We start from the raw sequence: 26,710 nt of genomic DNA on the forward strand, positions 1-26,710 counted from the left end.
CTAGCCCGTGATGAGCCGGGCAAGCGCCGCCAGCATTGCCGCCATGGCAAGGAGCGTCAGCGGCGTGCGCAAAAGCCGGTACCAGGCCGGCGCATCGCCCGCTTTGACCGTTTGAATGTCCGCCAGATATTGCCCGCCATAACAGATGATAAGCACGCTGAGCGCCGGTAGCGGCGGCATCAGCAAGGCAAGCCAGGCAATGACGGAGGGAAGAACGGCCGCGATCAGCCCCGTGCGCAGCTCCCGCCGGGTTTCCGTATCGCTCGCATAGCCATGGCCTGCCATGGCAAGGCCCCAGCGCGCGCCGCCCAGAAAAGAAAGGATGATGGCGCCATAGGCCTGCAGCGCGAAAAGCGCATCGCGCGCCGCCGGGCTCGGCCAGGAAAGCCAGACGATGAGCGCGGTGCCCGCAAACGGAATGAGCCCGGCATAGCCCAAAAGCGTGGCGCTGCCCGGCACCTTGATGCGGGGTTTTTTCTTTGCCGGCTGAACGGCGGGGGCGGAAGGGGCAGTCTTTTCGCTGCTCGACATGAAAGGCTCCCATGCTGGCCCGGGTCCTGGCCTCGGGCGCTTGCGGGGGCAGTCTACTGTCTTTAGCCGAGTTTCCCTAGCGCGGGAAATGTATTGATGAGATAGGTCGCGATGAGCTCGAAGGAACCGAGCACCATCAAGACCCCGGTCCCCACCAGAAGCACGCCCGCCGCGATTTCCACCTTGTGCAGGTGCTTGCGGAAGGAGGAAGAGAAGGCGAGGAAGGCACGCACGCCGAGCGCGGCGGCGATGAAGGGGATGCCAAGGCCGAGCGAATAGGTGGTGAGCAAAGCCACCCCGTACCCCAGACTCTCCTGGGAAGCGGCAAGGGTCAGAATGGTCGCCAGGATCGGCCCGATGCAGGGCGTCCAGCCGAAGGCGAAGGCAAGGCCGATCAGGTAAGGCGCGGCAATCTGCATATAGGCCGGGGCGTCCGCGCCGCCGATTTGCGGCATGAAGCGTACGTCCCGGTCGAGAAAGGCGAAGCGGAAGACACCCATATAGTGCAGGCCGAGGATAATGATGATCGAGCCTGCGACCTGACCGAGGATAACCCGGTTGGCCTGGATGAACGGGTTGATGGCCGAGGCCGAGGCGCCGAGCGCGACGAAGACCGTGGTAAAGCCGAGCACGAAGCCCAGCGCGCCGAAGAGCACCCGGCGGTTGAGTTGGCGGGCAAGCGCAGGATCGTCCGCGCGTTTTTCCTGGGACTTGGTCAGCTCTTCCAGCGTCGTTCCGGCCATGAAGCAGAGATAGGCGGGTACGAGCGGCAAAACACAGGGCGAGAGGAAGCTGATCAGCCCGCCAAGCGCTGCAATCCCGAAACCGCCGTCAAGTCCGCCCATCTGTGTCCCTTTCCGAATACCGCTGCCCAGGATGCAGGGTACCGGCATGAAATGGCATCGGGACCCTTCACATGCAAGGCGCGTCTCGTCACACCTGCTTGAAAGGCCGCGAGCGCCGGAAATCCCCTATTCCCGGTAAATCAGGGCCGCCGTCCAGCCGGCGAATGTCGCCAGCATCACCGCGAAAATCCCGTAAAGCAGCGGCTCGCGGTGGGCGAGGCGGAAGATGATCCGCTCCATGCCGCTCTTGTCGATGAAGAGCGGAGTGGAGATGGCGTCGATCACATTGCCGTCGCGGATGAGATAGACCTTGGCCGTATAAAGCCCGACGGGCACGTTCGCCGGAATTTCGATGCTGGTCCGGAAAAGCGTGTTGGAGAGAAAGGCTACCCCTTCCGGCGCTTCGTGAAAAAGCCCTTGCTCCCGTTTGCGCCGGATCAGCGCGTCGGTAAATTCACGTGCTTCTTCCACGTCCAGGGGAATGCGCGTGCCCTCTATGGAGGTGGCGATAAGCTTGCCGAAGGTGAGGTGCCGCGCGCCGATCTGCTCGATCGCCCGCACCCGCTCACTCGCAATCGTCTCGAAGGGCCGCGTGCTCGCCACGGCATAAAAGCCGGGCACGGAGGCGAAAGTGACCGAGTTGTAATTGATCCAGACGCCCGCCACCCGTTCTTTCTTGCGCACGGTTTCATCGCGCCGCGGACCGGAGACGACGATAACGACATCGGTGCTCTGACCGGGCTTGGCGGCGCTGTCGGCTTCGATGGCGCCGAAGATCAGAATTTCCGTTCCCGTGAAATTCGAGCGGATGGAGACCTGATGCTGGGAAAGGTCCGTGACGAGACCGGCCTTCGCTGCGCCGCTGGAAACCGCGAAGGCTAAAAGAAGAGCAAGAGTAGAAAGAAGCGCGCGCATCAATTCGCCCCCTGCGGTGCCAGCGAGAAAAGATCTTGCGGGGTTGCCACCATGTCGAAGCCCAGCCGCGCGCAAACCAGCAGCACCAGAAGGCCGAGCAGCGCGCGCAAATGTTCCCCGCGCATATTCGCACCGAAGCGGGCGCCATATTGCGCGCCCACCACCCCGCCGATGAGGAGGAGAAGGGCGAGCATCACATCCACGGTCTGGTTTTCCACCGAGTGCAAGATGGTAACGAGGCCGGTGACGAAAATGATCTGAAAGAGCGAAGTGCCGATCACCACATTGGTCGGCATTTTTAAGAGATAGATCATGGCGGGCACCATGATGAAGCCGCCGCCCACGCCCATGATGGCAACGAGCGTGCCGACGCTCGCGCCGATGAGGAAAGGCGGAATGGCGCTGATGTAAAGGCGCGAGCGGCGGAAGCGCATTTTGAAGGGCAGCCCGTGCACCCAGCTATGCTGGCCGGGGCGCCTTCCGGGAAGCGATTTGCCCGAGCGCGCCGCCTGAATGGCGCGCACGCTTTCCACCAGCATCAGCGTGCCGATGATGCCGAGAAAGGCGATATAGGAAAAGGAGATCAGAAGATCGACTTGCCCGATCTCACGCAGATATTTGAAAAGATAGACGCCGCCGACCGAGCCCAGAATGCCGCCCGCGAGCAAGACGAGCCCCATTTTGAAATCCACGGTCTGCCGCTTCCAATGCGCCAGCACCCCGGAAATGGAGGAGGCGACAATCTGGTTCGACTGCGTGGCAACGGCAACGGCGGGCGGAATGCCGATGAAGATCAAAAGCGGCGTCATGAGAAAGCCGCCGCCCACACCGAAAAGCCCGGATAGAAAGCCCACAGCGCCGCCAAGGCCGAGCAGCAGAAAGACGTTCAAGGAGAGCTCGGCTATGGGCAGGTAGATCTGCATTGCGTGGCGGTCTCTCGGACAGGTAGCCGGTTGATACTCGTCTGGCAGCGGCGGGCGGCAGAAAAATAACACGGCCAGACTATAACAAAGCCTGACCGTGCTGAACAAAAGACTGCGGTAATTCCGTGTGGAGAAAAAGCATCTCCTCAGGTCTTTTCTTAGCGTGCCCCTTTAGCGTGTTTGCGCTTCGAGCAGTTCGATGAGCTGCGGTGTGACAAGTCCCGTCGCCGCCATGCCGGCGCTGCGCTGGAACTGCTGAATGGCTTCGGTCGTCTTCGGACCCATCACCCCGTCGGAGGGGCCGGGACGGAAGCCGAGCTCTGTCAAAAGTGCCTGGGCACGGGCGACATCGACGCTGCTGCCCGGCGTGCCGGCATCGGCCCGCTCGCTCCAGGTTTTCAGCGAGGCGATATTGCCATTGGCCACGGCATCGGAGGCTTTAGGGCTCCAGGTTTCCGCTTTCAGCTTGGCATCGACGAGCCCTGCCGCATCCATGCTCTGGCCGATTTCATCGCGCTTGGCGGCAGCGTCCTTATCGCCGCTTTTCGCGGCAACCGCATACCAAAGATAGGCTTTGGCCGGATCGGCGGTGACGCCGAGGCCGCGCTCATAAAGAACGGCGATGTTGAACTGGCTGTCGCCGAGCCCGCGCGCCGCCGCTTCCTCGAACCAGCGGGCTGCCTCGCTGAAATCCTGCTGAGTGCCTTTGCCTTCCGCGTAAATGACGGCAAGGTTGTGCATGGCTTTGATGTTGCCCTGGTTCGCCGCTTTCTCGTACCAGGTCCGGGCTTTGGCGAAATCCTGTTCGACGCCGCGCCCCTTTTCATAAAGCGTGGCGATGCGGTACTGCGCGATCGCAAGGTCCTGTTCGGCAGCCTGGGCAAACCAGTAAGCGGCCTGGCTGAAATCCTGCGGCACGGTCACACCGCGCGCATAGCGCAGGCCCACTTCATAGCGCGCTGCCGCATTGCCGTTTGCAGCTGCCTCGCGCAGCGTCGGTTTCGCCGCCTCGCGGGAAACGGGGGTGACGGGCGCAGGCTCGGCCGGGGCGACCTTCTCGGTCACTTTCGGCAGCGTCATGGTTTCCGGCTTCACGGCAGCCGTTTTGGAAGAGGCAGGCGCCGAACCTTCCGCCGCATCTGCTTTCGGCTCGGCGCCTTCCGGAGTGGCCTCCGGTGTTGCGGGTTTCTCATCTGTCTCAGCCGCGCTGTCTTGGGGCGCAGGCGTCTCAGGAATAGTGGTCTCGGATGCTGCCGCCTTGGGCGTGTCCGCGGCGGGTGTCTCTTCCGCGGGCGCTGCCTGTTCTTCGGCGGCAGGCGCTTCGGTCAGGGACGGGGTTTCAGGCGCGCTGCCGCCGCCGGTAAAACCGCGCAGGGCGAAAACGGCAAGCGCGGCCAGAAGCACTGCGCCGGCAATGTAATAATATTTGCGTTTGCTCTCGCCTGCTTCTTCTTCATCGAAGCTCTTGTAGCGGGGGCTTGATTCATGAACCGGACCGCGCGGCATTTCGCCGGAGGCGGCGGCCTGCGCGGCGCGGCGGGCGGCGGCGATGAAATCCTGACCGGCATGCGTGTCCGCCATGCCCGGCACGGCAGAGCCAGGCGGGGGCGGGGGGGCGGCAGGTTCGCCGCCTGCGCCCGGAAGCGGCGGATCGGCGGGCCCGCGCATTTCGCTGCGCGCAGAATCCGCCAAAGGCGGCGGGGCAGGCTGGCCGAGCGGTGTTGCCGGAATGGGCGGCGGGGCAAGATCGGGCATGCCGACCGGCGGGGGCATGGCGCCGGGCGCCAGCGCGCCGTAAGGCGGCCCCTGAGGCGGCCCCTGAGGCGGCAATGCGGTTTGGTGAGAGGCCGCTTCGTTTTCGGGCGCAGCCGGAGCTTTTGCTTCGGCTTCCGCCGCTTCTTGCGTTTTGGCGGTGAGGTTCTTTTCCTCAAGCTCTTTTAGCGAGGCTTGAAAATCGGCAATCGCCTGTTGAACGGAACTTGCGGCGGCCTGGCTTTGCTGTTCGGATTGTTCGATCCGGGCGCTGACATTTTGCAGGCGCTGATCGACTTCCTGCATGATTTCGGCAACGAGGGCGCTCGGCTGGGCGGCTTGCGCCTTGGCTTCGGCTTGGGCCTGCTCGACGCGGCTGTTCAGCGAGCCGAGGCTTTCCTGCATCTGCTCCAGCAAGGCGCGCTGAGTTTCGGCCTGACGCTGTTCGGACTGCTCGAGGCGCGCATGCATTTTTTCAAGCGCGTCCTGAAGCTGGAAAATGACTTTCTTCTGGCTTTCCGATTCCGCCTTGTCGTTGACGGCGCGCAGCGCGGCTTCAACGGCCTTTTGCTGGGCCGCTTCGCTTTGCGCGGCCGATTGCTGAACGGATTTTTCGATCGAGGCGAGACGCTCAGCAAGCGCGTGAACGGATTTGTAAAGCGTTTCGGTTTCGCTGCGCGCTTTTTCGCGCTCGGCGGCAGCGTCCGTCTCATCCATGCGGCGCGAAAGCGTTGAAAGCGTCTGGCGGATATCGTCGAAGCGGCGGTCGGTCTGATGGCCTGCCGTTTCCAAATGGTCGACCACGGCGCTGACCGCTTTTTCGAGCGACTTGATAGCCTGCGCATCTTCGGCGCGTTTGCCGAAAGGCTGGGCGCGTTCTGCGGCATCGAGACGTTCGGTGAGCTGCTGGATCTTGCGCTCAAGCGGATCGGGCCCGGTAAAGGAGGGCAGACGATTGCCTTCGTCGAAGCGTGTGGCCATGGTTTCTATCGCACTATCGAGGCGCCGTTCGCTCGACTCGACCCGCTGCACAAGATTTTTGACGGCTTCTGCAACGGGCCCCATGTCGAATTGCGGGGCCTGTTCATAAGAGGGACGGTAGGAACCCTGGCCGGGCTGGGCCGTAAAATCGGGGCGGTAGGAGGCTTCGTAAGACGCGCCATCGGCGCCTACTTCATCCGTGCCGCTTTCGAGAATGACCTGATTGAGCCAATTGCCAAGGGTCATCCCGGCGCGGCGTGCAGCCTGCTTTGCTGCTTCACGCGCTTCAGGTTCGATGCCCTTGACGCTCCAGGGGACCCCCGATCTCATCGAATCACTATGCCCGTTTCAGATTCCACGTTGTACCGAGACGGTGATTCGGTGTAAAGCGCCGCCGTTTCTCGCCTTTTTCGAAGAAAAGACCGTGCGGCTCTTCATACCCGCCGTCCACCGGTCAAGAATCCCTTAACCGGCTCTTCCATCTGACGTGATCTTGGTAAAGGGGGCGTTAATAACGCGGCAATTTTTGCCCTTTACTGGGACGACTGGAGTCAGGGTGGATTTGACCTTGTGAGTTCTGATGAGACCTTCTGGGCAGATCAGGCTTCCCGCTCAAGGACCGGTGAAGAGCTGCGTCGCATAGACCCTGTCGCCGGAGACCGCGATGCCGATACCCGTGCGCTGATAGGCGCGCGAGCGTAGGGGCGCGGCGTGGCGGGGCGAATTCATCCATTGCTCGACCATATAAGCGGCTTTTTCCGCCTCGCTTTCACCGGGCGGGAACTTGAATTCGCCGACATTTTCCGCAACCCGGCCTTGGAAATCCTCATCGACCGACAAAACCCGGTCGAGCGGGCCTTGTCCGTCCGGATTGTGGTGGCCCATGAAGCCGCGCGCCTTCATATCCGCGCTGTGAACGGCGGCGGCTTTATTGAGCACCGGATCGAGGGTGAAGGGGGCATCGGGCCGGCGGTTGTTGATTTCCGCCAAAAGCGCCCGGCCGAGCGGCGTGTCGAGGGACGCCTGGCGGCTCGCCTCGGCGGGCAGGGCGCGGGCGACTTCTACAGGCTTGGGCGGCGTATTGCCCCCGGCAGCGCAGGCGGCCAGGAAAAGAGCGGTGAGCAGGCCGGTGCCCGCCCGGCATATTTCTATGCGCGAAAAAATCCTCATGACATCTCCCCAAACCCGTTTCCCAAAGCCGTGTCTACCGCCCGCCTGACCGGCAGTTGGGCAAAACCCTAGCCGAAATCGAGGTGTTGTGCGGGATTTTTGACGTAACTTGACATCTGCCCTATTTATATCTAGACATTTTTCCGCAGCCAGGACACTGTCTGGCCTGTTGGTTGACGTTTACGTCAACGTCAAATATATCGGTGGGGACCGGGCGCAAGATCCGGCACCCCAAGGGCAAGTAAAGCCGGCAGGCCCCCCCAAGGCGCGATGAGATGGCTTTGGAAAAGGTGTCCGCCAGCTTTTGAACAAGGGAGGATGACAGGTGACGGTACAGATGAGCCATGAACCGGCTGGTTTGGGCGAGCGGCACGGCGCGGAAGCCCCCACATTCACCATCACGCAGCTTGCCGAGGAATTCGGCGTGACGACGCGGGCGATCCGCTTCTATGAGGATAAAGACCTTCTTCATCCGCGCCGCCAGGGCCAGACCCGCATTTACCGCCCCCGCGACCGGGCCCGTCTTCAGCTTATCGTGCGCGGCAAAAAGGTAGGCTTTACGCTGGCCGAGATTCGGGAAATTCTTGACCTATATGACCTGCATGACGGGGCGGAAGCCCAGTACCGTCATGCCCTCGTCAAGTTCGAAGAGCGTATTGAAAGCCTCAACCAGCAAAAGGACGAGATCGACGCCCAGATTGCGCAGCTGAAGGACGGCTTGCGGCGTGTGGAAGGTTTGCTCCGGGATGAGGCGCCTTCGCTGAACGGCAAAGCCAGCGCCAAGCCCTGCGGTAAAGGCTGATCTCTTCCAAGGAGAGAAAGACCCATGCCGACGTATAAAGCCCCGCTGCACGACTATCGCTTCATCCTGCATGAGCTGCTTGAAATCGGGCAGTACAGCGAGCTGCCCGGTTTTTCCGATGCGCAAGAAGATGTGGTGAACGCCATTTTGGAGGAAGCGGCCAAACTTTCCGAAGAAGTGTTGCAGCCGCTCAACCAAATCGGCGATGAGGAAGGCTGCACGCTGGAAAACGGCGAAGTGCGCACCCCCAAGGGCTTTAAAGAGGCATACCAGACGCTGGTGGAAGGCGGCTGGCCCGCGCTGACCGCCGACCCCAATTATGGCGGTCAGGGCCTGCCGAACACGCTCGCGGTCATGTTCAATGAAATGGTCTCCTCCGCGAATATGGCTTTCGGGATGTATCCGGGCCTCAGCCACGGGGCTTATTCGGCGCTGATCAATCACGGCGCCGATGAGCTCAAAGACCGCTACTTGCCCAAACTCGTGACCGGGGAATGGACCGGCACGATGAACCTGACCGAGCCTCATTGCGGCACGGATCTGGGGCTCTTGCGCACCAAGGCGGTGCCGCAGGGCGATGGCAGCTACAAGATTTCCGGCCAGAAGATTTTCATCTCGGCCGGTGAGCACGATCTGGCCGAAAACATCATTCATCTCGTTCTCGCCCGCATCGAAGGCGCGCCGGAAGGGGTGGGCGGCATTTCGCTTTTCGTCGTGCCGAAATTCCTCGTCAATGACGATGGTTCGCTCGGGGCCCGCAACGGTGTGCGCTGCGGCTCTCTGGAAAAGAAAATGGGTATTCACGGCAACGCCACCTGCGTGCTCAATTATGATGATGCGGTGGGCTGGCTTGTCGGCGTGGAGAACAAGGGCCTGCGCGCCATGTTCACGATGATGAACGAAGCCCGTCTCGGCGTCGCGCTGCAGGGGCTCTCGCAGTCTGAAGCGGCCTATCAGAATGCTGCCGATTATGCGCGTGAGCGGCTGCAGGGCCGCGCGCTCACCGGGCCGAAGGAAGAAGACAAACCGGCCGATCCCATTATCGTCCATCCGGATGTGCGCCGTATGCTGATGAATGCCCGCGCCTTCAACGAGGGCGCCCGCGCGCTGCTTGCTTGGACGGCGCTGCAAGGCGATCTCGCGCATCTTTCTTCCGATGAAAAGCAGCGTGAGTTCGGCGAAGATATGATGTCGCTGCTCACCCCCGTGCTGAAAGGCTATTTCACAGACAAAGGCTTTGCGAATGCGGTGGAAGCCCAGCAGGTCTATGGCGGTCATGGCTATATCGATGAATGGGGCATGGGCCAGTTCGTGCGCGATGCGCGCATCGCCATGATCTATGAAGGAGCGAACGGCATTCAGGCGCTCGACCTTGTGGGCCGCAAGCTGGCGCAGAATGGCGGGCGCGCGGTCTTTGCCTTCTTCAAGCTTGTCGATGAGGAGCTTGCCGCGCTCGAAGGGCAGGGCGATCTCGGCTTTGCGGCGGCGCCCCTCAAAGAAGCAAAAGCGCAGCTTGAAGAAGCAACGAGCTGGTTCATGGAAAACGCGCTGAAGAATTTCGATCACGCAGGCGCCGGCTCCAGCGATTACATGCACCTTTTCGGGCTGACCGCGATTGCGCTGATGTGGGCGAAGATGGCGCGCATCTCCGCCGCCAAAGCGAAGACGGGCGGCGCGGAAGCGGAGTTCTACAAGAACAAGCTCATCACGGCCCGCTATTACATGGAACGTGTGCTGCCCGAAACGGGTGCGCATCTTGCCCGCATCAAAACCGGTGCGGACAGCATGATGGCGCTGGCCGCCGATGCATTTTGAGAAACGATAAAAAGTAAAGTAGGGAGACGACGGAATGGCGTTGATCGAAGGGTATAAATCACCCTGGCTGGATGAAGAGCTGGAAATCCTTCAGGATGCGGTGTCGAAGTTCTATGAAAAAGAATTCGTTCCCCATGTTGAAAAGTGGAACGAGCAGGGCTGCGTGGACCGCGATGCCTGGCTGAAGGCCGGTGAAGCGGGCATTCTGTGCGCTTCCATCAAGGAAGAATATGGCGGCGGCGGCGGTCATTTCGGCCATGAGATGGTCATCGCCCAGGAACAGGGCCGCGCCGGCATTGGCGGCTTCGGCAATTCCGTTCATTCGGGCATCGTCGCGCACTACATCCAGTCTTACGGTACCGAAGAACAGAAGAAAAAGTGGCTGCCGAAAATGGCCTCCGGTGAGCTTGTCGGCGGTATCGCCATGACGGAGCCGGGAACCGGCTCCGACCTTCAGGCCGTGCGCACCACGGCGAAGAAAGAGGGCAACCAGTATGTGCTGAACGGTCAGAAGACTTTCATCACCAATGGCCAGACCGCTGATCTCATCTGCGTCGTTGCCAAGACGGACCCGGAAGCGGGCGCTAAAGGCGTTTCCCTCATCATGGTGGAAACGGAGGAAGTCGAAGGCTTCCGCCGCGGCCGTAACCTGAAGAAAATGGGCCAGAAGGCGCAGGACACGTCCGAGCTCTTTTTCGACGACGTGAAAGTACCGACCGCCAATCTTCTCGGTACGGATGAAGGCAAGGGCTTCTTCCAGCTCATGCAGCAGCTGCCCCAGGAGCGGCTCATCATTGCCGTGCAGGCCTGCGTTGCCATGGAAAAGGCCCTGGAGCTCACCTCGGAATATGTGAAAGAGCGCAAGGCTTTCGGTCAGCGCATTCTCGATTTCCAGAACACGCAGTTCAAACTCGCAGAATGCAAAACCGAGGCGACGATTGCCCGTGTCTTCACGGATAATTGCGCAGAGCGCCTGCTGCGCGGCGAGCTCGACGCGACGACCGCTGCTATGGCTAAGTGGTGGACCACGCAGAAAGAGAACGAAATCATCGACGAGTGCCTGCAGTTCTTCGGCGGCTACGGCTATATGGACGAATATCCGATTTCGCGCATGTACCGCGACGCCCGCATTCAGAAGATTTACGGCGGCACGAACGAAATCATGAAGCTTCTGATCAGCCGCACGATCTGATCCGGCGATCTTAAAAGATAAACACCGCGAACCTCGAAAGGAGAGGCCCCATGGGTGAATGTTATATTTACGACCACGTGCGCACGCCGCGCGGTAAAGGCAAAAAAGACGGCGCGCTGCATGAAGTGACGGCGCTGCAACTCGCCAGCCAGGTGCTGGAAAACCTGCGCGACCGCAACGATCTCGACACGAAGCTTGTCGATGACGTGGTGCTGGGCTGTGTGGACCCCGTCGGCGAGCAGGGCGGCAACATCGCCCGCATCGCCGTTCTGAATGCCGATTATGCCGACACGACGGCAGGTGTGCAGATCAACCGTTTCTGCGCATCCGGTCTTGAGGCCACGAACATGGCGGCGGCCAAAGTCATGTCCGGCGAAGCGGATATGGCGATCGGCGGCGGCGTTGAAAGCATGAGCCGTGTGGGCATGGGCGCCTCGGGCGGTGCCTGGTCGTCCGACCCTGAAATCGCGCTGAAATCCTATTTCACGCCGCAAGGCATCGGCGCGGACATGATCGCCACGAAATACGGCTTCTCCCGCGACGATGTGGACGCTTATGCGGTGGAAAGCCAGAAGCGCGCCGCCAATGCCTGGGAGAAGGGTTATTTCAAGAATTCCGTCATCTCCGTGAAGGATGTGAACGGCCTGACCATTCTCGACAAGGACGAGCACCTGCGTCCCGACGCGACCATGCAGTCGCTTGCGGCATTGCAGCCCTCCTTCTCGGCGCTGGGCGAGTTTGCTTTCGACGGCGTGGCGACGGACCGTTATCCGGAACTTGAAAGCATCACCCATGTGCACCATGCCGGTAACTCCTCGGGCATCGTGGACGGCGCCTCGGGCGTGCTGCTCGGCACGAAGGAAGCAGGCGAGGGTCTTGGCCTGAAACCCCGCGCGCGCATCCGCGCCATGGCTTCCATCGGTTCGGAGCCCTGCATCATGCTGACGGGCCCGGCGGATGTTTCCCGCAAGGCACTGAAGAAAGCGGGCATGGAAGTCGGCGATATCGATCTTTACGAGCTCAACGAAGCCTTCGCTTCGGTGGTGCTGCGCATGATGCAGTCGCTCGACATCGACCATGAGAAAATGAACGTCAATGGCGGCGCGATCGCCATGGGTCACCCGCTGGGTGCAACCGGCGGCATGATTCTCGGCACGGTGCTCGATGAGCTGGAACGGCGCGACCTCAACACCGCTCTCGTGACGCTTTGCGTCGGCGCGGGCATGGGCACGGCAACCATCATCGAACGTATTTAAGGGGCTTTCTGCGCGCCCGGAGCGCTTGTTCCAGGCAGCGCGGTAAGGAGAGATTTATGGCTTACGAAAATTTTGGCTTTGAAGTGGACGGCGACGGCATTGCGCTCATCACCTGGGACATGCCGGACCGCTCCATGAACGTCCTCAGCCAGGGCTCGATGGGCGACCTGGCGGACATTATCGAAAAGATCGTCGGTGACGACGCCATTAAAGGCGCGGTGCTCACCTCCGGCAAATCCGCGTTCTGCGCAGGCGCCGACCTTTCCATGATGGGCGGTCAGGCCGGCTCGGGCGATGGCAGCCAGTCGAAGGAAGAGCGCGTCAAAGCGCTTTACGAAAACAATCTGAAATTCAACATGCTGCTGCGCCGCCTTGAAACTTGCGGCAAGCCGGTTGCAGCCGCCGTCAACGGCACGGCGCTCGGCGGCGGGTTGGAAGTGACGCTTGCCTGCCATGCGCGTATTGTCGGCGACAATCCGAAAACGCAGCTCGGCCTGCCCGAATCCAAAGTCGGCCTTCTGCCGGGCGGCGGCGGCACGCAGCGCCTGCCGCGTCTGATCGGTGCTGCCGCGGCCCTGCCGCTGCTGCTTCAGGGCACGGCGCTGAAACCGGCCAAGGCCGTTGAAATGGGTATCGCCACCAAGCTCGTGAAACCGGGCGAGGAAGTGGCCGAGGCGAAAGCCTGGCTGAAAGAGGCGCTCTCCCAGGAGAAAGTGAAACTCGGCAAGCGCGGCCCGGAAGTGCTGCCCGCCGCGATCCAGCCATGGGACCGCGAAGGCTATCGCATTCCCGGCGGCGGGCCGCAGGACAAGGGCGGCTCGCAGGTCTTCACCATCGGCAACGCGCAGCTGCAGAAAAACACCCACGGCAATTACCCGGCGCAGACCTACATCATGCAGGCCGTCTATGAAGGCATTCAGGTGCCGATGGAAGCGGCGCTGCGGATCGAGACGCGTTACTTCACGAAACTGCTGATGGACCCGCGCTCCAAGGCGATGATCCGCTCGCTCTTCCTGTCCATGCAGGAACTGTCGAAAGGCGCACGCCGCCCGGCAGGCGTGCCGAAATTCGAAGTGAAAAAGCTCGGCATTCTCGGCGCCGGCATGATGGGGGCGGGCATTGCCTATGTCTCCGCGCAGGCCGGCATGGATGTCGTGCTGCTCGACACCGATCAGGCGAATGCGGAAAAGGGCAAGGCTTATTCCGAAAAGCTGCTCGACAAGGCCATTTCCAGAGGCAAGTCGACGGAAGAAAAGAAAGCGGCCCTCCTTGCCAAGATCAAGCCCACCACGTCTTTCGACGATCTGGATGGCTGCGATCTCGTCATCGAAGCGGTGTTCGAGAACCGTGAGATCAAGGCGGAAGTGACGAAGAAGTCCGAACCGAAACTGGCTGAGAACGGCATTTACGGCTCGAACACCTCGACGCTGCCGATCACCGGCCTTGCCGAAGCTTCCGCCAAGCCGGAAAACTTCATCGGCATCCACTTCTTCTCGCCGGTCGACAAGATGCAGCTCGTCGAAATCATCATGGGCGCGAAGACCTCGGAAGAAACGCTGGCCAAGGCGATGGATTATGTGGCGCAGATCCGCAAGACGCCCATCGTCGTCAACGACAGCCGCGGTTTTTACACCTCGCGCTGCTTCGGCACTTATGTCTCCGAAGGCATTCAGATGCTGGCCGAAGGCATCAAGCCGGCCATCATCGAGAATGTCGGCAAGATGACGGGTATGCCTATGCCGCCGCTCGCGCTGAACGACGAGGTTTCGCTCGATCTCGGCTATAAGGTGCGCCAGCAGACGAAGAAGGACCTTGGCGACAAATATGTCGAAGGGCCCGCCGACAGCCTCATCGAAAAGATGGTGGTGGATCTCGGCCGCGTCGGCAAAAAGGCCGGCAAGGGCTTTTACGATTATCCCGAAGACGGCAAGAAGCGCATCTGGCCGGGCCTTGAGGAGCTCGTCGGCTCCAACAAGAGCACGGAGGATGTGGATATCGAGGAGCTGAAAAAGCGTTTCCTCTATATCCAGGCGCTGGAAGCTTCCCGCTGCTTCGAGGAAGAAGTGGTGACGGATGTGCGCGATGCCGATGTCGGCGCCATTCTGGGCTGGGGCTTTGCGCCCTGGGCCGGCGGTCCGCTCTCGCTGATCGACATGGTCGGCGCGGATAATTTCGTGAAGGAGTGCGATGCGCTCGCCCAGAAATATGGCGACCGCTTCAAGCCCGGCGCCTTGCTGCGCGACATGGCGGCCAAGGGCGAAAGCTTCTACACCCGCTTTGCTCCGCAGAAGGAAAAAGCGGCAGCCTGATAAACAGGAGGGCGGCGCAAGAGCGCCCCGAAAAGAACGGCGGCAAACGCCGATAGGAGCCAGCCCCCGCGGGAAACCGCGGGGGTTTTCCTTTTTGGGCTGGCGGAATCCCTGAAACCCCATGGGGCCTGACCAGCTGCCCAGAAATGGCCTTATTGTTTTTTGCGATTTCGGGGAACCGCCATTCTCCCGGCGGCGTTTGTGGTCCCAGACAGTGACGCAAAATGTCGCGTTTCGTGCGTCCAAGGAGAGGCGCGGGGCGGCGAAAACCCGCTTTCCTGAAGGGAAGCGGCGGAAATGGGAGAAGACCAATGCGGATGATGAGCAAAACAGCAGTGTCGATTCTGGCCCTCGGCTTTGCCGCGAGCGCGGCGATGCCGGCCTATGCGGATAATCTGGGCGCCGGGGCAACCGGCGGTCTGCGTGCCGATCAGGACAGCGTCGTGCCGGCACCGGCAGGCGATCCGACGCGGCTCGGCCCGCTTCAGGACAAGTATACGGGCGGTGCCATTGATCTGGACACCGGTATTTCGGCAGAAGCTGAAACGGGTGCGGATGACGATGCGCTCTCCACCGGGTCCATCGGTGCGGAAGGCGGCCTTGAAGGGGATGCCGGCGCAGACCTGGGTAAGGAAGCAGACGAGACGGCGCAGTAAACCTGCGCCAGGCTCCGGGGTTCTCTATTGCCCTGCCCGAAAGGGAGCGTGCCCCCCCTGAGGGCCCTGGAGCCTATTTTTTCGCACGGGCTTGTTGCCCGGCACATTCCCCAAAATGAGGATGAACCAATGACTGAAGCCATGAAGAAACTTTGCCTGGCGCTTTCCCTTGCCGCGCTTCCCTTTGCTTTTGCCCCGGCCGTGCAGGCCGACGGCCATGAAGAAGGCGAAAGCGGCATGCATATGGAAGAGCAGGACGGCTCCCATGAGAGCATGATGGAAGAAGGCGCGGATGCGGAAGAAAGCGGCGGCGAAAAAGCTGCCGATGACGCAGCTGACGAGGCCGCTGATGAAGACGCTGCGGATGAAGAGGAAGCGGCCGAGGAAGAAGCGCAGTAAGCCCTTCCCCTTTCGGAATTTCAAAAGCCCCGGGATATTCCCCGGGGCTTTTTCGTGGGTCATCGGGGGCAGGGCTCAAAGTCACGGCCTTGTGAGCCTTATTTTCGTTGCCGCCGCTCTCTTTGCCCGGCATGAAAGAGGGATAACAAGGAGGAGTGGCAATGGCTAAAGAACTCATCAACCCGCCCGGCACGGAAGAAATCTATAAGAACTGGAAATTCTCCCAGGCCGTGAAAGTGGGTAACACCATTCATGTCTCCGGGCAGACGGGCTTCGGGCCGGACGGTATTCCGGACGATATCGAAGGCCAGACGCGCCTGGCGCTGCAAAGCCTGGAGCGCGTTTTGAAAGAGGCGGGCGCGAGCCTCTCGGATGTGGTGGCGACCACGGTCTATCACACGGATATGGGCGAGATCGGCAAGGCGCAAAGCGTGCGCGATGAATTCTTCAAAGAGAATTATCCCGCCAATACGATTGTCGGTGTGACCGCGCTTGCCCTGCCGCAGCTGCGCATTGAAATTCAGGCCGTCGCCATTATCGCTTAAGCCCGCTTGCCGCAGCGCTCAATTGCCCCTGCGCCGGAAACGGCGCGGGGGCTTTGCTTTTGCGGGCTTTCTCGCGGAGAATGCAGGCAGCCAAAATTCAAAACCAAATAACCTGAAAATTCAGGGAGGCCTTATGAGCAAGAATGTGAACCGCGTTTGGCGGCTGGAAACGCGCCCGGAAGGGACGGCGGATGAAAACAATCTGAAGCTGATCGAAGAACCGCTTGCCGAACCGGGCGAGGGCGAGCTTTTGCTGCGCGTCGTTTATCTGTCCCTCGATCCGACGAACCGGATCTGGATGAGCGATATGGACCAATATATGGAGCCGGTGCAGATCGGCGCGCCGATGCGCGGGCTCATCGCGGGGCAGGTGGTCAAATCCAACACCTCGCGCTTTTCCGAGGGCGAGCTTGTCATGGGCGCGGGCCACTGGGCCGATTACATGATCACGGACGGCAAGGGGCTTTCCTCGCTCGGCAAGCCGGGCGCCGTGCCGCTTGCGGAAATTTTCGGCATGTGCGCGGTGGTGGGCCCCACGGCCTATTTCGGGCTTTTGGATATTTGCGACCCCAAGCCCGGCGAAACCGTGGTGGTAACGGCGGCCGCCGGCGGCGTCGGTTCCGTGGTCGGCCAGATCGCCAAGATGAAAGGCGCGCGCGCCGTCGGCATTGCCGGGTCGAATGAAAAATGCAAATGGATCAAGGATGAATGCGGCTATGACGCTGCCATCAATTACAAGAGCGAAGATGTAGGCGCCATGCTGGACCGCTATTGCCCGGAAGGGGTGGATGTTCTCTTTGAGAATGTCGGCGGCTGGATCATGGATGAAGTCCTGGCACGGATGAACAACTTCTCGCGCATGGCGCTTTGCGGCCTCATCTCGCAATATAATGCGAAGGAGCCCGTGCCCGGCCCGTACAATTTCCAGCAGATCCTCATGCACCGCATCAAGGTGCAAGGCTTCATCGCCTCGGACTATGCCAAGGATTACCCCAAAGCTATCGGCGAGCTTTCAAGCTGGATGCGGGAGGGCAAACTCAAATTCCGCCTCGATATCGACAAGGGTCTCGAAAACGCGCTCACTTCCCTCAACAAACTTTATGACGGCTCGAACCAGGGCAAGCTGATGATCGAGGTGAGCGAAGTGGCGGGCTGACCCGCCATTTTCCTCGTCACGCCAAGAACTGAACGCTTATTCCCGTTTGGGTGCCAAGGCCGGTAAAATCGGCTAGAGTGGCCCAAACGGGGATGAGACCATGAGTGAGCTTCAGGAAAAGCGCCGCTGTCCATGCGGCGGGCAAATGTGTCCGGAAGAAGAGGAAGGCAGCGCGCTGCTTGCGCCGATCCGCTTTCGCTGCGCCGCGTGCGGAGGCACGGCCTCGATCCGTTCGCGCCGGGTGCTCAACGCCATTCTGGTTCTGGGGCTCGCCGGTCTTTTCTTTACCGTCTGGGGCCTTTGGGAGCTTTATGCGGTGCGCATTTTCGGCCCCCGCTTCATGCCCGACAGTGAAGCCGTGCAGCGGCTGATGAACTGGGCGGACGGTGTCCTCATTCTGGTGGGCATGTTCGTGGCAAGCATCGCCGCCTTGATGGCGGGGCTTGGTCTTTCGGGGCTTATCCAGGATGCGCGCCATCCTTTGATTGAGGAAGAGCCCGGCGCGCCGGATGTGCCGGGCGGCACGCCGCTCGCCTAAGCTGTATTTGTCTTAAATTTCTAAGTTTTATGACGGTGTGGCCGCCGGCGCACCGCGCTTGCATGCACGCCGCGCATCGTAAATGCGGTTTCAGAAAGTGATTGTCGGCTTGCTTTTTCCGTGCTTGAGTATCTCTCCGATATGGCTTTAAGCAGATGCCCCCTTTGACGCCGCCGAATTCTCGAACGCAAAAAAGCACGACATCTTCTGGCCAGTCGAGCCCGGCCGGGGGGCGAGGCCCGTGCAACTCATTGCGGAGTTTAAGAGACTATGGCTACTGGGACCGTCAAATGGTTCAATCCGACAAAAGGCTACGGCTTCATCGAACCCGATGAGGGCGGCAAAGATGCCTTCGTGCATATCAGCGCAGTCGAGCGTGCAGGCCTGAGCCTGCTCAACGAAGGTCAGCGCGTATCCTATGAACTGACCGAAGGGCGTGGCGGTAAGATCGCGGCCGACAATCTTAAACTGGTCGACTGAGGCGTCCCCCCGGACACCTGATTTCAGACGAGTTTCTGATACGAGTTTCGTGGGGCGGGCAGGCGCTAGCGCACTTGCCCGCCATCCACAACCAGCACTTCACCGGTCACGAACCGGGCTCTGTCGCTGGCGAGCCAGCAGGCGGCATCGGCAATTTCGTCCGGCGTGCCGAAGCGGCGCAGCGCCACTTCCCGTTTGATCCAGCGGGTCCAGTCTTCGGGCCGCTCTTCCACCCGCTTTTCCCATTCCCCGTCTTTGAAAATGATATTTCCCGGCGCGATCGCGTTGATGCGGATGCCGTACCGCCCGACCTGCTTGGCCATGGTGCGGGCAAGCTGATTGATTGCCGCTTTCGAGGTGGCATAGGGAAGGGGCGTGCCGAGCGCATTCACCCCGGCGATGGAGGAAATGAAAATCACATTCGTGCCCGCGCGCGCTTCTTCATCGCGCGCCATGAAAAGGCGCACCGCCTCGCGTGCAAGCGCCACGGAGCCGGTGAAATTCTGTTTGAAATCGGCCTCCCAGTCCTCATCGCTCACATCATAGCCGAGCGGGGAGCGGCCAAGGCCGACATTGGCGATGACGCTGTGAAGGGGGCCGAGATGTTTTTCGCCCGCAATCAGCGCTTCTTTCAGATTGCCCGTATCCGTCATGTCTCCGGCAATGGTCAGCATGGCGGCGGCGTCATAGCCTTTGTCTTTGAGCGCGGCCTTGGCTTCATCGAGGCTTGCTTCCCCGCGCCCCGTCATCACCACTTTGGCGCCTTCCGCCAGAAAGCCCTCCGTCATGCCGAAACCGATCCCGCGGGAAGCCCCGGCAATGAAAATCACTTTGTCTTTGAGTCTCAGGTCCATGGATAGCCTCCCCTTCCGGCTGCGGACGCGGCGTCAACCCGGCGTGCTTGAGTGCCATTGAGCGCGCGCTTACACTTTTGGGAAAGCCTACACTTTTGAACAAAAATGTGAACTGCCGGGGAGGAAGGCAATGGCTGAGAGGGTGGCGGCCCGCAGGGAGGGCTTCGAACAGATTTCCTATGAGGTGAAGGGAGAGGCGGCGCTCATCACGCTCAGCCGGCCCGAAAGGCTGAATGCCTGGACCCCGCAAATGATGGAAGAAATGGCGGGCGCCATCGAGGCGGCAAATGCTGATAAATCCATCGGCGCGATTGTCGTGACGGGCGAGGGGCGCGGCTTTTGCGCGGGCGCGGATATTGAAAGCACATTCAAAACCCGCCTTGATGGTAAGGACCCCGGCAATGACACGGCAGGGGGCTCGGGCGGTGTGCCGGCGACCGTCGACTGGATCAAGCTCACCCGTTCCTCAAAGCCGCTTATCGCGGCGGTGAACGGCCCGGCGGTCGGCATCGGCGTCACTATGATCCTGCCTTTCGACATGATCATCGCTTCGCAGGCTGCGAAATTCGGCCTCGTCTTCGTGAAGATGGGCATCGTGCCGGAGCTTGCCTCCAGTCATTTCCTGGTGAGCCGGCTCGGCTGGGGCAAAGCGAGTGAGATGATGCTGACCGGCGGCATCTATTCGGGTGCCGAGGCCCATGCGATGGGGCTTGCCGATCATCTGACCCCGCCCGAGGGGCTGATGGATAAGGCGTTCGAGTTTGCAGGGCGCATTGCCGCCAATCCCGATTTGCAGCTGCGCATGACGAAAGAGCTTTTGACGCTCAGCGCCTGTGAAACCGATCTCGACCTCGTGCAAAAGCGCGAAACGAAAATGCTGCATGAATGCTGGAAGACGGAAGAACACGCCGAAGCCGTGGCTGCCTTTCTTGAAAAGCGTCCTGCGAAATTCCGGTAAAGGAAAATCCATGAACACCAAGGCGAAGTACGAAGTTGAGCGCATTCCGTTTTATCTGCATTGGCAGGAAAAATCGCCCTTCAAGGAAACTTATGCGGGCGCGCTCGACACGATCGTGGTGGAAGGCCAGCACTTGAAACCCAAAGGGGTGGACGCGAAGACGGTGCTGATCTTCATGCACCCCACGGGTACGATGAACCTGCTGCCCATGCCGAATGCGCTCGCCGCTGCAGGCATTCCCTGCCTCACTTGCGCAAGCCGGTACCCTCATAACGATACCGCGCTCATCATGGAAAAGGTGCTGCTCGATCTCGGCCACTATGTGCGCTACGCGAAGGAGAAGCTCGGCTATGAGAAAGTGATCATGGCGGGTTGGTCGGGCGGCGGTTCGCTTTCCATGTTCTATCAGTCCCAGGCGGAAAACCCGACGATCACCGAAACCCCGGCAGGGGACGCGGTGGACGTGAAAGGCGCCGGGCTCATTCCCGCCGATGCGGTGCTGCAGCTTGCCGCCCATGTCAGCCGCGCCATTACGCTGACCGAGTGGCTCGACGCCTCGATCCTCGATGAGCTCGACCCGTCCAAGAAGGACAGCGCGCTCGATCTTTACGATCCGGACAACCCGAACGGGCCGCCTTATTCCTCCGAATTCGTCGCACGCTACCGCCAGGCGCAAATCGCCCGCTCGGCGAAGATCGACGCCTTTGTCTGGGAGAAGCTTGAGGCGATGAAACGGGAAGGCAGGCCGAACGAGGAATTCGCCTTTGTCGTCCACGGCACCATGGCCGATCCGCGCTGGCTCGATCTTTCCATCGATGCCAATGACAGAAAGGGGCCGAACTGGTGCTTCATGGGTGAGCCGCGCATCGTCAACATGATGCCGGCGGGTCTGGCTCGCTATACCTCGCTCAGGGCCTGGCTCTCGCAGTGGTCCTATAAACATTCGCGCGCGGACGGGCCGAAATGCGCCGGCGATGTGACCGTGCCGGTGCTGGTAGTGGAAAACAGCGCCGATGATGGCTGCACGCCGAGCCATGCCGCGCGCATCATGGCGGGCATCAAACACAGCGACAAAGAGTTCCATGTCGTCAACGGCGCCACGCATTATTATATCGGCCAGCCGGAAAAGATGGCCGAGGCCGTCGAGATCGTGAAAGGCTGGCTGGAGAAAAAGAACCTGCTCGTTTAAGAGCGGCGATGTAAAGGGGATGCGCAGCTGTGAGTGATGATAATTTGATGGCGCCGCCGCGCCGTCTATCCCTCTCTTTGGGGAGCGGAGAGATTTCCTATCTGGAATGGAAACTGGCGGAGGGCCTGCCGCCGCTTCATTTCGCCCATGCCAACGGCTTTAACGGCTTGACCTACCGCGCGCTGCTTGCCCCGCTTGCCCCTTACTTTCATATCCGCGCCTGGGACGCGCGCGGCCATGGGATGACGACACTTCCTGCCGATCCGGCAGCCCATAAGGACTGGTACATCTACCGGGACGATCTCATCGCTTTTACCGAACGCTTTGCCGAAGAAGCGGGCCGCCCGGTGCTGCTTGCCGGTCATTCCATGGGCGGCACGGCGAGCCTCATGGCAGCCGCCGAGCGGCCGGATCTTGTGGCAGGGCTTTGCCTTGCCGATCCCGTGCTCATTCCTCCTTCCGTGCGCCGTCTTTTGCGGCTCGCCGGACGCTTCGGTTTCAAGCTGCGCGGCGGGGATTTGGCGGCGGGGGCTGAAAAGCGCCGGGCCCGCTGGAAGGACAAAGAGACGATCATTGCCGCCTATAAGGGGCGCGGCGCCTTCCGTACATGGCCGGACAGGTTCCTGGCCGATTATGTGGAAGGGGGCACGAGGCCCACAGACGGTGAAGTAGAGCTTGCCTGCGCGCCTGCCTGGGAGGCGGCGAATTTCCGCGCGCAGCGGCACGACCCCTGGGCCGCGATCGAAAAGCTCCGCGTGCCGCTCACCCTGCTTTATGCGGGAAAAGGCTCGACCTGTTCACCGCCCGGCCTGCAGCTTCTTGCCCGCAAAGACCCCGGCGCCACCATCGTGCGCGTGGGCGAGGCGACGCATTTCCTCCCCATGGAATTCCCCGAAAGGCTGCGCCAGGAGCTGTTGGCGCTGGAAGCGCGGGTGGAGCGGGGCGCAAGGGCCTGAAACCTGCCCCTAAAAGGCCCGATTTCATCTCCATACTCTCCCCAATCAGAAGGGCGACAAGGAGGGCGATATGACCAAATTTTTCCCGGCCATGACGGTTTTGCTGGCGGTTTCCGCGTTTGCCGCGCCGGCCGCCTTTGCCGAAGCTGAAGAGAGCGCCGATAAAGCGCCGCGCTATTCCATGCAGAAAACAGAAGATGGCTTTCTGCGCCTCGACCGGCAAACGGGTCAGGTCTCTCATTGCAGCAAAAAGTCGGGTGACTACGTGTGCGAAAGCGTGGCCGATGACCGCACGGTCTATGAAGAAAAGATCGCCGAGCTTGAGGCCGAGTTGAACAAGGTCGAAGCGGCGCTCACGCGTGCCAAGGGCGAGTTGCCGAACGAAGAAGATATTGCCGAAGCCTTTTCCGTCTTTGAAAGTTTCGCCAAACATTTCTCCCGCGCAGCCCGCGTCTTCCGTGATGAAATGGGCAAGGTGGACGAGCCCTTGCCGGAAGAAGGAAGCGGCAGCTAAGGCGCGGGGGCCATGCAGCAGGAACCGCTTTTCCTAAGCGAAAACGATCCGGCGCGCGGCGAAAAAGAAGCCGCATTGCGCGCGCTGGATGACGAAGCGCTCGGCGCGCTTTACTGGCTGACGCGCGCCGCTGCGAAAGAGGCCAAAGAACGCCGGGAGATGGAGGCGCTCTTTTCTTATGTGCGCGGCACGAAGACCATTCAGCGCATAGCCGCGGAACGCGGGCTTCTCATCGATGCCCGCCGCCGCGCCGGTTAAACGCCGAGCCCGCCGATCACCAGACTTTCCAGATGCGCTTTCATCTCACGCGGAATGGGAATGGCCTTGCGCGCTTCCAGATCGAGCGCAATGGCAACCGCTTCGGCGGTGGCAACGGCATTGCCCGTTTCCGTATCGAAGAGCCAATGGCACCAGGTATAGGTCTTGTCTGTCACGGTCTTCAGCCCGCTGCGCAAGGTCAGAAGATCGCCTTCCTTCGGCGCGCCGCGGTAAATGAAGCGGTATTCGAGCGCCGCGCCGCCGGTCTTCGAATTGGCCGAACGGTCATCCCCGCGCGTGGCGGCAAGAAGATTGGGAATGGAATCGGAGACAACGCCCATGAAATGGCGCTTTGTCATATAGCCGTGAGCGTCACACCAGTCCGGCATGACCTCGCCCATATAGGTGCGCACCATGCCCATGGCTTCGGCATCTTTAAGGCTGGGCGCCGGGCGGGGCGCTGTCATTTCAAGGCCGCGGAAAGCGCCATGGGCGGGAATGTCGGTTTTGACGTCTTCGGCCTTTTGCAGCGCCTCTTTCGGGAAAGAAAGCGGCGCGCGGCTCTTGCCGTCCACCAGCACTGCTTCGGCGCGGAAGGTCGCTGCCACATCGCCGCTTACCGTGTTGATCATCTCTTCATAGACAACAAGATGGTCCTCATGAATTTCGGCAATGCCGCCCCGGATGAAAAACGGCGCGCCGGGGCGCTGTTCGCGCAGGAAGCGGACATGATGATCGCGCGCGGTAAGCACCCAGCCCTTTTCCTTCAAAAGGCGCGGACCGAGGCCGATATAATGGCCGAGCGTGGCAAGCCCCGCCTGGGCTTTGTCCAGATAGAACTGAACATTCATATGGCCCATCTGGTCGCTTTCCCAGGTCTGCACCGAACTGCGGTAAACTTCCTGCATGCTCATGAAACGCTTCCTCTTCTTACTTTCTTATAAGCGGTGATATGCGGCGCTTTCGTGCACGGCTTCCGGCAGGGCGATGGCGCGGCGGGTTTCCTTGTCGAAAAGAAGGCCGATACCGTCCGCCGCCGCGACGGGCGCGCCCGTCTTGCCGTTGAAAAAAATATGCCGGTAATGAAGGGTCTTGCTGCCTACCGCATCGAGCCCAGTATGCACGGCAATGAGATCGTCTTCGCCAAGCGCGCCGAAAAACTGAAAATGAAGCTCGACCGTTGCCGTGGCAAGGCCGCGCGCTTTTTGCTCCTGCCGCCCGAGGCCCGCAAGGCGCCACATATGGCCCTGGCAATCGGAAAGCCGGGAGAAATAGCCTTTCAGCGAAAAGCCGCCCTCTGCGCTGCATTCATGGCCCCCCACCGCGCTTAAATTCGTTTCCGTTAAGCCTTCATGCGCTTCCATGCCGGGGCGGAAAAGAAGACCCGGCGTCAGGCCGCGCGGCGCAGCCTCGTTTGCAAGCGGCGCGACCTCGTCCGGCATCTTTTCAAGGGGCAGATGAAAGCTGGCGGTTGCCGCGAGCGCGCCGCTTTCCTCGTTGCGCATGAAATGCGTGAGGACGCCGTTTTCTTTTTCAAAAGCGCTGACCTCGCCATGCGCGGCGGCAAGATCGGAGGCGTGGAGTTCTTTATGAAAACGCATATGGAGCGCGCGCAGCGTGCCCGGCGTGCCTTTGCTGCTTTCGCCCAAGAAAAAGAGATGGCGCAGCAGCGACTGCGAAAACTTGTCGGCAAAGAACTGAATGTTCATATGCTCCATTTCATCGCATTCCCAGGGGGCAACATACCCTTTGAACGTATCGTGCATCGGGCGGGGCTCAGAACTTATAGGTGGGGCGCGAGACGCCCTCTGCGATCGGCGTGCCGCCATCGCGCATTTTCACCGCTTCCTGGAAGCCTTTTTCTTCGGCCATTTCCTTGAACCACATGCCTTCGGGCGAGTGGCGGGTAATACCGTCGAAAAGCGTCGCGATCATTTGCGTCGTTTCCATGCCCATCTGCTCGACCGCGCGGTTGAGCATCAGCTTCTGCATCATGAGCTGGTTGCGCGGCACGCCGGCCATGCGTTCGGCGAGTTCATCGACACGGGCATCGAGGCGCTCTTCGCTCACCGCCTCGAGCACGAGCCCCATCTCGGCAGCTTCCCTGCCGGTAATAAGATCGCCCGTCAGCAACATGCGTTTGGCTTTTTCCACGCCCAGCCGGTAGGCCCACATGGCCGTTGTCGGGCAGCCCCAGACGCGGGCGGGCGGATAACCGATCTTGGCATCTTCCGCCATGACGACGAGGTCGCAGCACAGCGCGATGTCGCTGCCCCCGGCCACGGCAAAGCCGCGTACCTTGGCGATGGTGGGTTTGTAGCTGCGCCAGAGCGACATGAAGTCCTTGGTGTTGGCGAACATCATGTTGAAGTCCACCATCGGGTCCCAGGGCCGCCCGTCGGCGTCCATCGCCTGCGCGCCTTGGTTGTTGCCGCGCCGCTCAGCGAAATCTTTCAGATCGTACCCTGCGGAAAAAGCCCGCCCCGCCCCCGTCAGCACGATGACATGGATGTCGTCATCTTCGTTCGCAAGCTCGACGGCGCGGGCAATCTCGCGCGGCATACCGGACGCAATGGCATTGAGCCGGTCCGGCCGGTTCAGCGTGATGCGCGCTATGCGCCCGTCTTTTTCATAGAGAAGATGCTGAAACGTCTCGCTCATGGGGGCTGCTTCCTTGAGATTAGGCCTGAACCTCGTTCAAGAACCGGTCGATGCGGGCAAGGCCGCTTTCGGCAAGCTGGCCGGGAAAAGCGATAAAGCCATGGGCGCCGCCCGGATAGACCGCAAGTTCGGCCTTGTTGCCCGCCGCCACCCAGCGCGCATGCATGAAAAGACTGTCATCGAGCAGCGCATCTTGCGTGCCGACGGAGAAAAGCGCAGGCGGCATATCTTTCAAATCGGCGAAGATCGGGGAAATATCCGGATTTTCGAGATCGGCATCGGCCGGCACGAAACAGCGGCGGAACTCTTCCACATCTTTGGTGCGCAGAATGAGTTTGCGCCCGCCGAAGGACCGCGCGCTCGGTGTCATGCGCATGTCGTAACAGCCGAAAACGAGATTGGCACCTTTAAAGCCGGTAAAGCCGTGCTTGTCGCGCAGGCGCAGCAGCGTGACGGCGGCAAGATGCGCGCCGGCGGACTCGCCGCCAATGGTTAGAAACTCCGTGCCGAATTCCGCTTTGGCGTTTTGTGTGAGCCAGAGTGCGGCGGCCTCGCAATCATCGGGCGCTGCAGGATAAGGGTTCTCGGGCGCAAGGCGGTATTCGACGCTCACCGCCGCAAGGCCGGTATTATCGGCAATGCGCTCGAGGAGCGCGTCCTGCTGCGCCGCGCCGCCAAAGGTCCAGCCGCCGCCATGAATGTGAAGATAAGCGCCTTTGGGATTGTCCGGCGCAATGATGCGCAGATCGAGTTTGCCGGCAGGCGTGTCGATCGTGCGTGTTTTTGCGCGCGGGGAAAGCGGGGGCAGCGGGAAGGGGCCTTCGCCGCGCTCGCGCCTTGCGCGCGCTTCGGCGGGGCCGATGTCCCAATTATCCTCGATGCCCTCGGTCAGTTGGACGATGCCGTCATTGATCGCTTTGGTTTCGGCGGAAACCGCCTCGTCGCGGTAAAGGGCAGGGTCGAATGGATTGTCGGACATGGTTGGCTCCCCGTTATTTGCTCTCTTGTAGCAGGCAGCGCCGTCAAAAGGAAAGCCGCAGGGGAAACCCTGCTTT

27 protein-coding genes are annotated in these 26,710 nt (G+C 61.0%); 16 read left to right on the forward strand and 11 right to left on the reverse strand.

The features are described 5' to 3' along the window. The 6 genes from M2A_RS10415 to M2A_RS10440 form a co-directional block, all read right to left on the reverse strand. Entirely contained in the window at positions 1-531 is a 531-nt protein-coding gene (locus tag M2A_RS10415) for a DUF3429 domain-containing protein (RefSeq protein WP_052379395.1), read from the reverse strand. 62 nt (positions 532-593) lie between these two features. Beyond that, positions 594-1,376: a cytochrome c biogenesis CcdA family protein gene (locus M2A_RS10420; protein WP_045446861.1), complete on the reverse strand. Its 783-nt coding sequence runs from the start codon at positions 1,374-1,376 to the stop codon at positions 594-596. Positions 1,377-1,502: 126 nt separating this feature from the next. Continuing rightward, the gene (locus M2A_RS10425; RefSeq protein WP_045446864.1) at positions 1,503-2,291 is read right to left on the reverse strand and encodes a TIGR02186 family protein; all 789 of its coding nucleotides are present in this window, start codon (positions 2,289-2,291) and stop codon (positions 1,503-1,505) included. Next, a complete protein-coding gene (locus M2A_RS10430) occupies positions 2,291-3,214 on the reverse strand; it encodes a sulfite exporter TauE/SafE family protein (protein WP_045446866.1) in 924 nt (307 codons plus the stop codon). Before M2A_RS10430 ends, M2A_RS10425 begins: the two co-directional genes overlap by 1 nt. Before the next feature lie 171 nt (positions 3,215-3,385). After that, positions 3,386-6,277, reverse strand: a complete 2,892-nt coding sequence (locus tag M2A_RS17415) for an SEL1-like repeat protein (RefSeq protein WP_156101730.1) — start codon at positions 6,275-6,277, stop codon at positions 3,386-3,388. A gap of 282 nt (positions 6,278-6,559) precedes the next feature. After that, complete coding sequence (locus M2A_RS10440) at positions 6,560-7,117, reverse strand: CAP domain-containing protein (RefSeq protein ID WP_045446869.1); 558 nt, start codon at positions 7,115-7,117, stop codon at positions 6,560-6,562. A gap of 325 nt (positions 7,118-7,442) precedes the next feature. Between M2A_RS10440 and M2A_RS10445 the strand changes: the two genes are divergently transcribed. The 11 genes from M2A_RS10445 (at position 7,443) to M2A_RS10495 (ending at position 18,265) form a co-directional block, all read left to right on the forward strand. After that, on the forward strand, positions 7,443-7,919 hold the full coding sequence (locus tag M2A_RS10445; RefSeq protein WP_244444426.1) for a MerR family transcriptional regulator: 477 nt from the start codon (positions 7,443-7,445) through the stop codon (positions 7,917-7,919). A 24-nt stretch (positions 7,920-7,943) separates the two neighbouring features. After that, the gene (locus M2A_RS10450) at positions 7,944-9,734 is read left to right on the forward strand and encodes an acyl-CoA dehydrogenase C-terminal domain-containing protein (RefSeq protein ID WP_045446875.1); all 1,791 of its coding nucleotides are present in this window, start codon (positions 7,944-7,946) and stop codon (positions 9,732-9,734) included. A gap of 34 nt (positions 9,735-9,768) precedes the next feature. Further along, on the forward strand, positions 9,769-10,926 hold the full coding sequence (locus M2A_RS10455) for an acyl-CoA dehydrogenase family protein (protein WP_045446878.1): 1,158 nt from the start codon (positions 9,769-9,771) through the stop codon (positions 10,924-10,926). A gap of 50 nt (positions 10,927-10,976) precedes the next feature. After that, positions 10,977-12,182: an acetyl-CoA C-acetyltransferase gene (locus M2A_RS10460; RefSeq protein WP_045446881.1), complete on the forward strand. Its 1,206-nt coding sequence runs from the start codon at positions 10,977-10,979 to the stop codon at positions 12,180-12,182. Positions 12,183-12,238: 56 nt separating this feature from the next. Further along, positions 12,239-14,491 carry a 3-hydroxyacyl-CoA dehydrogenase NAD-binding domain-containing protein gene (locus tag M2A_RS10465; protein ID WP_045446884.1) on the forward strand — a complete coding sequence of 751 codons (2,253 nt, stop codon included), beginning with the start codon at positions 12,239-12,241 and terminating at the stop codon, positions 14,489-14,491. 317 nt (positions 14,492-14,808) lie between these two features. Continuing rightward, complete coding sequence (locus M2A_RS10470) at positions 14,809-15,147, forward strand: hypothetical protein (RefSeq protein ID WP_045446887.1); 339 nt, start codon at positions 14,809-14,811, stop codon at positions 15,145-15,147. A gap of 129 nt (positions 15,148-15,276) precedes the next feature. After that, positions 15,277-15,546: a hypothetical protein gene (locus M2A_RS10475; RefSeq protein ID WP_045446890.1), complete on the forward strand. Its 270-nt coding sequence runs from the start codon at positions 15,277-15,279 to the stop codon at positions 15,544-15,546. 161 nt (positions 15,547-15,707) lie between these two features. Then, positions 15,708-16,091 carry a RidA family protein gene (locus M2A_RS10480; RefSeq protein WP_045446893.1) on the forward strand — a complete coding sequence of 128 codons (384 nt, stop codon included), beginning with the start codon at positions 15,708-15,710 and terminating at the stop codon, positions 16,089-16,091. 133 nt (positions 16,092-16,224) lie between these two features. Next, complete coding sequence (locus M2A_RS10485) at positions 16,225-17,247, forward strand: NADP-dependent oxidoreductase (RefSeq protein ID WP_045447043.1); 1,023 nt, start codon at positions 16,225-16,227, stop codon at positions 17,245-17,247. A 100-nt stretch (positions 17,248-17,347) separates the two neighbouring features. Then, positions 17,348-17,785: a hypothetical protein gene (locus tag M2A_RS10490; RefSeq protein WP_147446332.1), complete on the forward strand. Its 438-nt coding sequence runs from the start codon at positions 17,348-17,350 to the stop codon at positions 17,783-17,785. 270 nt (positions 17,786-18,055) lie between these two features. Next, the gene (locus M2A_RS10495) at positions 18,056-18,265 is read left to right on the forward strand and encodes a cold-shock protein (RefSeq protein WP_045446899.1); all 210 of its coding nucleotides are present in this window, start codon (positions 18,056-18,058) and stop codon (positions 18,263-18,265) included. Between the two features lie 65 nt (positions 18,266-18,330). Here the strand turns inward: M2A_RS10495 and M2A_RS10500 are convergent, their stop codons facing one another. Further along, positions 18,331-19,119, reverse strand: a complete 789-nt coding sequence (locus M2A_RS10500; protein WP_045446902.1) for an SDR family NAD(P)-dependent oxidoreductase — start codon at positions 19,117-19,119, stop codon at positions 18,331-18,333. A gap of 130 nt (positions 19,120-19,249) precedes the next feature. On the opposite strand from M2A_RS10500, the gene M2A_RS10505 reads away from it, so the two are divergent. From M2A_RS10505 to M2A_RS10525, 5 genes are all read left to right on the forward strand, one after another. Continuing rightward, positions 19,250-20,077 carry an enoyl-CoA hydratase/isomerase family protein gene (locus M2A_RS10505; protein WP_045446905.1) on the forward strand — a complete coding sequence of 276 codons (828 nt, stop codon included), beginning with the start codon at positions 19,250-19,252 and terminating at the stop codon, positions 20,075-20,077. A gap of 10 nt (positions 20,078-20,087) precedes the next feature. Next, positions 20,088-21,266, forward strand: a complete 1,179-nt coding sequence (locus M2A_RS10510; RefSeq protein ID WP_045446908.1) for an alpha/beta fold hydrolase — start codon at positions 20,088-20,090, stop codon at positions 21,264-21,266. Between the two features lie 29 nt (positions 21,267-21,295). After that, positions 21,296-22,222 (forward strand): alpha/beta fold hydrolase, encoded by a 927-nt coding sequence (locus tag M2A_RS10515; protein ID WP_197052907.1) that lies wholly within the window; start codon positions 21,296-21,298, stop codon positions 22,220-22,222. 70 nt (positions 22,223-22,292) lie between these two features. After that, positions 22,293-22,736, forward strand: coding sequence for a hypothetical protein (locus M2A_RS10520; protein WP_052379397.1), 444 nt, complete (start codon positions 22,293-22,295; stop codon positions 22,734-22,736). A gap of 12 nt (positions 22,737-22,748) precedes the next feature. Further along, positions 22,749-22,994 carry a hypothetical protein gene (locus M2A_RS10525; RefSeq protein ID WP_045446914.1) on the forward strand — a complete coding sequence of 82 codons (246 nt, stop codon included), beginning with the start codon at positions 22,749-22,751 and terminating at the stop codon, positions 22,992-22,994. On the opposite strand, the gene M2A_RS10530 is transcribed toward M2A_RS10525, so the two are convergent. From M2A_RS10530 to M2A_RS10545, 4 genes are read right to left on the reverse strand one after another with little or no spacing between them, the layout of a single operon-like run. Continuing rightward, positions 22,991-23,908 (reverse strand): thioesterase family protein, encoded by a 918-nt coding sequence (locus M2A_RS10530; protein WP_045446917.1) that lies wholly within the window; start codon positions 23,906-23,908, stop codon positions 22,991-22,993. The two genes, M2A_RS10525 and M2A_RS10530, sit on opposite strands and share 4 nt — an antisense overlap. 24 nt (positions 23,909-23,932) lie before the next feature. Then, a complete protein-coding gene (locus M2A_RS10535; RefSeq protein ID WP_045446920.1) occupies positions 23,933-24,760 on the reverse strand; it encodes a thioesterase family protein in 828 nt (275 codons plus the stop codon). A gap of 10 nt (positions 24,761-24,770) precedes the next feature. After that, positions 24,771-25,655 carry a crotonase/enoyl-CoA hydratase family protein gene (locus tag M2A_RS10540; protein ID WP_045446923.1) on the reverse strand — a complete coding sequence of 295 codons (885 nt, stop codon included), beginning with the start codon at positions 25,653-25,655 and terminating at the stop codon, positions 24,771-24,773. A gap of 19 nt (positions 25,656-25,674) precedes the next feature. After that, complete coding sequence (locus M2A_RS10545; protein ID WP_045446926.1) at positions 25,675-26,634, reverse strand: alpha/beta hydrolase; 960 nt, start codon at positions 26,632-26,634, stop codon at positions 25,675-25,677. Between the last annotated feature and the right edge of the window lie 76 nt (positions 26,635-26,710).

Source organism: Tepidicaulis marinus (assembly GCF_000739695.1).
In the GTDB taxonomy this organism is placed as follows: Bacteria; Pseudomonadota; Alphaproteobacteria; order Parvibaculales; family Parvibaculaceae; genus Tepidicaulis; species Tepidicaulis marinus.